Origin of the sequence: Microcoleus sp. N9_A2 (assembly GCF_036701775.1) — a bacterium.
Taxonomy (GTDB): domain Bacteria; phylum Cyanobacteriota; class Cyanobacteriia; order Cyanobacteriales; family Microcoleaceae; genus Microcoleus.
Window position 1 is genome coordinate 1 of the sequence record NZ_JAUBRH010000113.1, and the last position, 7,780, is coordinate 7,780.

Below are 7,780 nucleotides of genomic sequence, written 5' to 3' on the forward strand. Positions count from 1 at the left end.
TATCAATGGCTAAGTTTTAGTCTGAGATTGACAAACAGCGCTCCTAGTAATAGGGGCGCTTTTTGTTTGGGGAAAAATATTTTAGAGACCTGCTTCTATCCGCTAAATCCCTTAAATCGGTTACCACCCTTACCTCCGTTACATCCATTCGTTGCTTTCCTTCTTCCTTTTTACTTATTTTTTCTTCCTTTATTCTTTAATTTTTTATGATTACTATAGAATATAGCCACTAGGCCGATCGAGATACTGTCAGGAACCCCAGAGCTGAAGCTAGGGGCTTGAAAGAGAAATCTAACAAGCCATCTTGACCAGCCTAAGTCTTAACTGACTACGTTTTTTGAGTCACGATACCCTGGGATGCGTAGCTAGTCCCTTGCTCTATCGTTGAGAGTTAAACAGTTCTAAGGTCACGCTTTACAGTGCTTTCAGCCCAACAAGCTCACTAAACATTGACCGACAAGCTAACATTACCCCAGAAATGGGAGTTTGAGGCAACAATACCTCATCGGAGGGGCAACCATACCCCTCCAACCCCGAAAGGGGATTCAAGGCGGTTGAAACCGCTACCGAGTTCCTCCCCATGTCGTTAGCCCGGGGCTTCCCTCTCGTTTTTGGTGACATACTCCACGGGCGAAATCTTATATTATGGTCTAGGATTCCAATAGTCGGATTCAGAATATGTTGGGCTTGCTATAAAGTGTTCGCTAGCAGCAATGCAATTGTGTCAATTCCAGAATCTAACCATAGACAAATGTAGCTGATCAGGAGTCGCTCCTCACCGTCCCAAGCGCTCTATCTGTAAGGAGAATTTGTATTATGAAAGATGGAAAAGAAGTACGCCGCGTCTCCACCGCAGTGATTGCTGGTGTTTGCGGGTTGGCTTTACTTGCGGGAGGGGGCATCGCCTGGTGGACGGCGAATCGTTCGCCAACTCCCGCAGACACACAGTCTTCCGCTCCGACTAACGCTCCGGCGCTGTCCCCAATTCCTGCGGAATCCCCTGTTGTAATTATCCCGGTGCCCCCTCCAACTCCTGTCCCAGTTCCTAACGCTCAGACGCCTAACGCTCAGACGCCTAACGCTCTGGTGCCAAAGTCGCCACAGCCAAAGCCTTTGCAGCAAACAGATGTCCAGACAGTGCAAGTTTACTGGGTTAAAGATGCCAGCGGCAAATTTGAGGGAGTTCCTACGAAAGTAGCTGTCAAACAAGCTGACAAGCCTGATGCAGCTTTACAAGCTGCTTTTAACAGTTTGTTGGCTGGGCCGAAGGATGGAACTGTTTCTAGCGAAATTCCTAATGGGACAAAACTCAGGGGTTTGAGTGTTAAGAATGACGGAGTTTATGTGGATTTGTCGGCCGAATTTACTTCGGGGGGAGGGAGCAATTCGATGACTGGTCGGTTAGGGCAAGTTATCTATACGGCTACGAGTTTACAACCGAATACCAAGGTTTGGATTTCGGTGGAAGGCAAGCCTTTAGAACTTTTGGGTGGCGAAGGTTTGGAGGTGGCTCAGCCGAGTACCCGCCAAAGTTTTGACAAAAATTTTCCTCTTTAGTAATTATGAGTCATTAGTTACAAGTGATTAGTCATCGGTCTCAAGGCCGATAATAGGAATTGATAACTGATGACTCATGACTGAGGATTGAGGATTGAGGATTGAGGACTGGCAACTAATTTTCAGTGCTTCGTAGTTAGGCTAAATGCCCGAAAGTGTAGGGCTTGCTGTTCGATCCGGCTGGCAAGCCGATCGCACACCATATTACACAGCTCGAAAATTAACTCGTCTTGCACCTTATAATAAGCTGAAGTCCCTTCACTCCGGCGAGTAAGGATACCAGCTTGGAGCATGAGTTTTAGGTGCTTAGAAACATTGGCTTGACTCGTTTGAGTAGCTTCCACCAACTCTTGCACGCATTTTTCGCCGTCGCGAAGCAAGTTCAAAATTCGTAAACGCATTGGCTCGCTCAAAATACTGAAATACTCAGCAACTTGTTGCACAACCTCTTGCGGGACAGGCTGGGATGACTTCATCAAACTCACCGGAGAGAAGTGATCTGGAAATATTAGCATTTATTCCATAACAATAAAGTAATCTTTCAATCCGGATTAATTCGCATCAAAACTTGACCGTATTCGACAGGTTCGCCATTTTGAACTAAAATTTCCATCACTTGACCGGACACTTCATCAGCATCGATCTCGTTCATCAGCTTCATCGCTTCGATAATACAAACTGTCTGGCTGACCTTGATGCGATCGCCCACATTGACAAAAGGCGGCTCGTCAGGAGCAGCAGCGCGATAAAAGGTTCCTACCATCGGCGAGATAATTGGCACCCATTTCGTATCGACAGAAGCAGGTACGGCAGCAGGTACGGCGACAGGGGCGACGGGTACAGGGGCAGCCAGATCCGCTGCTAAATTTTGCTCAACAGCCGGAGTTGACGCTAAGGTGGGGCTAGCAACAGCGCCCAAGGCGATCGGAGCGACTGTCGCCACGGCAGCAGGGAGCGCAGCAGAGGTGCCTGGTGAACTTGCCAGACTGCCTTTGCGTACTGTCAGTTCAATATCCCCACTTTTTAAGGTCAGTTCCGAAATGCCAGTTTTGTCTAATACAGTTAGCAGGTCACAAAGCTGGTTTAAGTCTAGTTGCACAGCAGATTCAAGGGTAATTGAGAATTGAAAATTGAGAATTGAAAATTGAAAATTCAGAATCAGGCGAAGCTAGGAGCATCAACGACTTTGAAGGCAAAAGGGATAGTTTTTAAGCTGTGAGCGATGAGTATTGAATTTGGACTTCTTTAACTCATAACTCAGAACTAAAAACTAAAAACTCCCTTTTCCTCTCTCGTTTCTACTCTCGGCCGAGGTACTTGTCTTCACGAGTATCAATCCGAATCCGTTCTCCAATGGAAATAAATAGAGGCACCATAACCTGAGCTCCGGTGGAGACGATCGCGGGTTTGCTGCCACCAGTGGCAGTATCTCCTTTGACTCCGGGATCGGTTTGCATCACTTCCAAGACAACAGAATTGGGCAGTTCCACTTCCAGGATTTGGTCGTTCCAGCGAAGGATGTTGACTTCCATCCCTTCATTGAGGTACTTGACTCGATCGCCTATTTGCTTAGAATTGAGGCGACTTTCCTCGTAGGTTTCCATATCCATAAAGACGAACTCGTCGCCCTCTTTATAGGTATGCTGCATCACACTCTTTTCCAGGTTGGCTTGAGGCATAGTCTCGCCCGCCCGGAAGGTTTGTTCTACTACGTTTCCGGTTTGGACGTTTTTTAATTTTGTCCGCACGAAAGCCGAGCCTTTTCCTGGCTTGACGTGGAGGAATTCGATAACCCGCCACACGCCGTTATTCCATTCAATTGAAACACCTGGTCGAAAGTCGTTACTAGAGATCATATAAATTTTTGCGGGCAATCCCGTCGCCTTGGGGCACGGGGGAACTACAGTCAGTCGATTTTAGATTTTAGATTTTAGATTTTAGATTTACTCCACAGATGAATTTGGGAGATGGAACCTTGGTCTAAAATTTTGATCTCTCCACGACAGGAGTCTGGGGATTGTATCCGTTTTTGAGCGGGTCAGGTTAAAGCTGCAGTCTAGCTGACGGCATCAAAAAAGCAATTGGCATTTTATTTTACCGTTCAAAGGGAGCAAGTGCTGTACTGAAATGTTAATGGCAGTGGGCAGTGGGCTGTTGTCAGTTGACTGGTGACTATTGTTAGTGGGCAACTCCCTCCCTGCCCGAACGAACAGGCACTTTAGATGGGTAGCAGCTTAGAAGGCCGACAGCGCTGTGGGAAGATAATAGAGGCAATAAAAGTTAAAGTTATGTTGCATTGGCCTAATTTCTCGATCAATACGTGCAAGCGCTGGGGCAAAACCGTCGCTTTAGCGCTCTTGCTGTTCACTCTCTCCCTGAGTTTCAGTTCAGTCTCCCATGCCAAACGCCCCAGCAGCAGTATGCCTGCTGGGAATGCGATTACGGACGGGCGGGCGCTGCTGCGCTTCGCTTTACCTATTGACAATCAAACTGTGCGAGAGTTGCAAATCAGTCTCGAAGACATTGGCAACCACATACGATCTAAACGTTGGGGGCCGATTAGCAGCGATGTCAGTAAAGCTTCCAGGATTCTGAACCTTCGGGAATCTGACCTTTTAGAGAGTATTCCCGACGCCAAAAAGCCGGAAGCTGAGGCGCTAGTTGCAGGAGTCAAGGACGGAATTGCTCAACTGGAAAAGGCTGTTGAGGCTAAAGACAGGGACAAAGTGATTGACTTGAAAGCCACAATCTTAGGTTCGGTAGGCGAAATCGAAGAGTTGATGGTGACAAAGTTTCCGTTTGAAGTGCCTGCCAAGTATGCTAATCTGCCTCAACTGAAAGGGCGCGCTACTGTGGCTGTACAAACTGAAAAAGGGGAAATTAATGTTGTGGTTGACGGCTACAGCGCCCCGGTTACGGCTGGTAATTTTGTGGATTTAGTTGATCGAGGTTTTTATGACGGTTTGCCGTTTATTCGATCGGAAGAATCCTACGTTTTGCAAACAGGAGACCCCGAAGGCAAGGAAGTCGGTTTTATTGACCCAGCTACTGGCAAATACCGGAATGTACCGCTAGAAGTGCTCGTCAGGGACGAAAAAGAACCTATTTACGGGATTACTCTAGAAGATGCGGGGCGTTATCGCGACGAACCTGTTTTACCTTTTTCGGCTTTCGGTACAGTGGCGATGGCTAGGGAAGAAGCCGATCCCGACAGCGGTTCTTCTCAATTTTTCTTTTTCTTGTTTGAACCTGAACTCACGCCCGCTGGCCTGAATCTTTTGGACGGCCGCTATGCTGTTTTTGGTTACATGATTGAAGGAAAAGAAGTTTTGGAGCAACTGAAGCAGGGAGACAAGATTGTATCTGCTAAGGTAGTTAAAGGAATCGAAAATTTGGTGCGACCTCAAGTTTAATTAATGACGGCGATTGAAATCGCTGCTTGTCAAAAGTGACGGCGATTGAAATCGCTTTTACACAAACAAAGCCCGCCTGTGCGGGCTAAAAAAATCAAGAGTGACTGCGATTGAAATCGTTTCTAGATGGTGAAGGAGATTGAAATCGCTTCTGCACAGATAAATCCCGCATCAGCGGGCTGGAGGAAGAGATGATTTTTATAGTTTCGTTATTAAAATTAGGAATTAAATCTAGAATATGGCTATTTTACAATTTTTATTGGTAATAGGTTTGGGCGGATTCGCCGGGTTGTTGATTGTAAAAAATGTGAATGAAAGCAAGCAAAAGCAGCGGTTGGATGAGGCTTTTTATCAGTTGTTGGAAACTCACAACAGTCAAATTTCGTTGATTCAACTGGCGGCTAATGCTAGGGTTGAGGCTGAAGTGGCTCAGCAGTATTTAAGTCGGCAAGTTAAGATTTTTTCGGCGATTTTAGAGGTAGATGATGAAGGGGATACTTTTTATAGGTTTCCTAGGTTGCGCTTGCCGCCGAGTTCGGGTAAGGAATGGTAAAGCAGTGGACAGTGGACAGTTGACAGTTGACAGTTGACAGTTAATCTTTTTGCTGGATAACGTAAAGTTTTGTAACAAATTCCGTGTCTTTGCATAAAATCTCGATCGCGCCTCAGATAGATACACAGGGAAGTCGTTCTCTACTCCCCAAAGGGACTAGACCAACTTGATGACAAAATCTGAGGTGCACATGAAAAGATTCACAAAAATGCTTGAACAAGCTCCCCTGAAAGGGTTTGTTCAAAGCTGTCTGTCGTTGACTGCTTTCACCGTCTTGGGATTTAGCGCCGTTGAACCGGTAAATGCCGCCAGTCTCCATACTGGTTTCGCTTCCTATGCCGTTACCGACCTCGGCCAAACCAATGCCTACGGTATAACCAATTCTGGACAAGTGCTAGTTAGTAATGGTGTTGCTGGGGTGTGGGACAACGGTCAGATAACTGAAATCAAAGACACCACTTGGGCTTACCAAATGAATAGTTCCGGTCAAGTCGTGGGTCGTTATCTGGGTGAAAATTGGACGAATAATGCCTACGTGTGGGAAAACGGTCAAAGGACTGACCTCGGTTATTTTGGTGGTATCAGCAGTCTGGCTAGCGACATCAATGACGCTGGACAAATAGTTGGTTGGTTTAATACTACAAAAGAGAAATTTAATCCCTTTTTGTGGCAAAACGGCGAGATGATCGATTTGGGTACTCTTGGTTTCAATGGAGGGGCTCAGGGTATCAACAATCAAGGACAAGTAGTTGGTTATTCGGGCCTAGCTTTAGGCATAACTCATGCTTTCCAGTGGGAAAATGGCAACATGATTGACTTGGGAACCCTTCCAGGAGATAACGGCAGTACAGCTTATGATATCAATGATTCTGGGCAGGCAGTTGGTGCTTCATCAAATAGTACCCTCAAGCAAAGCCATGCTACTTTGTGGTCAAACGGTGAAGTTACAAACCTCGGTACTCTCGGTGGCAATATGAGTGCTGCGATCGCGATTAACAATAAAGGGCAAGTAGCAGGCTTTGATACCGTTACTGGCAATGGCGGGCTCAATCATGGTTTCATCTGGGAAGATGGCGAAATGGCTGACCTCAACAGTCTGATTGATGAGGAGTCTGGGTGGTTTTTACAACAAGTAAGCGGCATTAACGATCGCGGTCAAATTGTGGGACAGGGCATTAACAGTGCCACTGGAAAAAGTCATGCTTTCCTCCTCAACCCAATCTGCGGTAGTTCTCAGCGAAATCCCTTGTTACCTGATAGTTTTGAGGATGGTTGGCATAGTTTTAATAATGTTGTCAGCCGTAAATGGTTTGACCCGCCCACGGCTGCTGGTTTTACTTTCAAAATAGGCGATGCTGCGGCTTCTGGCGGTAGCGGGGGGACGGGTGATGGCTGCATTGTTGACAAAAGCCCGATCGTACTTACTCCCAATCCAACGGAACCATCGCTATTTACTAAAATTCTAGGTCTTCCCAGCGGCATTGATGCTGACGAACTTTTCAGCGTCTTAGTTGGCGGCCAAGAAATCGGCAAATTCAAGCCTAATGAAGTAGTAGATTTTGTCGCCTTACTCGGTTACGGTGTTTCGGAGTTTAGCGTCACTGGCATTGATGCAGTAATTGACCCGAAAAATCCTCTAGCTTTCCCGATTAAATTGGAATCTAATCGAGATAAGTTCTCTTTCAAGATGCGGGCGATGGATGATGCGGAAGCTGTTCCCGAACCTTCTGAGATTGCGGGGATAGTAACTTCGGCTGCTTTTTTTGCTGGTTTGTTGCTGAAGCGGAAGCGGAAATTAGCGGCGATTGGATCGGCTCTTGAAATCGCTTCTACACACACGAAGTCTGCCTCAGCCGACTAAGAAATCATGTTAGATTCTCGAATCCTCAAAGAATTCGAGAATCTAGTATTATATTTAGGTTTACTTGTCAAATAAGTTGATGTCCGAATTGTTCATATCTCTATTCTCTTCCTCTGCGCCCTCTGCGCTCTCTGCGTTAACAGTTGACAGTTGACAGTTGACAGTGAAGTTTTTAGGCAGGGGATTTAAGCCCCTGCCTAAAAACAATCCACCTAAAGGTGGGGGCTTGAATCCCCTGTGATGCAGGTTAAATAATTCCAAAAAAATCATAAACGATAGTAGATAAAATCAAATATAATAGTATCAAATTAATAAAAAATTCTCGTATCGGCTCAATAAGTAGGGGTAACAGTTAATCTAGTTGCCAAGACAAGCCCAAGGGATGAAGAGAAGATT

General features: G+C 46.1%; 7 protein-coding genes. 4 read left to right on the forward strand and 3 right to left on the reverse strand.

The genetic code is table 11. The features are described from left to right. Window positions 1–816 precede the first annotated feature (816 nt). Window positions 817–1,557 carry a GerMN domain-containing protein gene (locus tag QUA44_RS29775; RefSeq protein WP_333257342.1) on the forward strand — a complete coding sequence of 247 codons (741 nt, stop codon included), beginning with the start codon at window positions 817–819 and terminating at the stop codon, window positions 1,555–1,557. A gap of 122 nt (window positions 1,558–1,679) precedes the next feature. On the opposite strand, the gene QUA44_RS29780 is transcribed toward QUA44_RS29775, so the two are convergent. From QUA44_RS29780 to efp, 3 genes are all read right to left on the reverse strand, one after another. After that, window positions 1,680–2,072 (reverse strand): ArsR/SmtB family transcription factor, encoded by a 393-nt coding sequence (locus QUA44_RS29780; protein ID WP_006631662.1) that lies wholly within the window; start codon window positions 2,070–2,072, stop codon window positions 1,680–1,682. A gap of 26 nt (window positions 2,073–2,098) precedes the next feature. Continuing rightward, the gene (accB, locus tag QUA44_RS29785; protein WP_333257339.1) at window positions 2,099–2,656 is read right to left on the reverse strand and encodes an acetyl-CoA carboxylase biotin carboxyl carrier protein; all 558 of its coding nucleotides are present in this window, start codon (window positions 2,654–2,656) and stop codon (window positions 2,099–2,101) included. A gap of 199 nt (window positions 2,657–2,855) precedes the next feature. After that, on the reverse strand, window positions 2,856–3,413 hold the full coding sequence (efp, locus tag QUA44_RS29790; protein WP_333257336.1) for an elongation factor P: 558 nt from the start codon (window positions 3,411–3,413) through the stop codon (window positions 2,856–2,858). Between the two features lie 432 nt (window positions 3,414–3,845). Between efp and QUA44_RS29795 the strand changes: the two genes are divergently transcribed. From QUA44_RS29795 to QUA44_RS29805, 3 genes are all read left to right on the forward strand, one after another. Then, window positions 3,846–4,970, forward strand: a complete 1,125-nt coding sequence (locus QUA44_RS29795; protein WP_333257333.1) for a peptidylprolyl isomerase — start codon at window positions 3,846–3,848, stop codon at window positions 4,968–4,970. A 238-nt stretch (window positions 4,971–5,208) separates the two neighbouring features. Next, window positions 5,209–5,523, forward strand: coding sequence for a hypothetical protein (locus tag QUA44_RS29800; RefSeq protein ID WP_333257330.1), 315 nt, complete (start codon window positions 5,209–5,211; stop codon window positions 5,521–5,523). Between the two features lie 190 nt (window positions 5,524–5,713). Beyond that, entirely contained in the window at window positions 5,714–7,384 is a 1,671-nt protein-coding gene (locus QUA44_RS29805; RefSeq protein WP_333257328.1) for a PEP-CTERM sorting domain-containing protein, read from the forward strand. The last annotated feature ends 396 nt before the right edge of the window (window positions 7,385–7,780 follow it).

Excerpts from the sequence above, each read along its gene's own strand:
- QUA44_RS29775 (WP_333257342.1), top strand. The coding sequence starts at position 817 with ATGAAAGATGGAAAAGAAGTACGCCGCGTCTCCACCGCAGTGATTGCT.
- QUA44_RS29780 (WP_006631662.1), bottom strand. The coding sequence starts at position 2,072 with ATGCTAATATTTCCAGATCACTTCTCTCCGGTGAGTTTGATGAAGTCA.
- efp (WP_333257336.1), bottom strand. The coding sequence starts at position 3,413 with ATGATCTCTAGTAACGACTTTCGACCAGGTGTTTCAATTGAATGGAAT.
- QUA44_RS29795 (WP_333257333.1), top strand. The coding sequence starts at position 3,846 with ATGTTGCATTGGCCTAATTTCTCGATCAATACGTGCAAGCGCTGGGGC.
- QUA44_RS29800 (WP_333257330.1), top strand. The coding sequence starts at position 5,209 with ATGGCTATTTTACAATTTTTATTGGTAATAGGTTTGGGCGGATTCGCC.
- QUA44_RS29805 (WP_333257328.1), top strand. The coding sequence starts at position 5,714 with ATGAAAAGATTCACAAAAATGCTTGAACAAGCTCCCCTGAAAGGGTTT.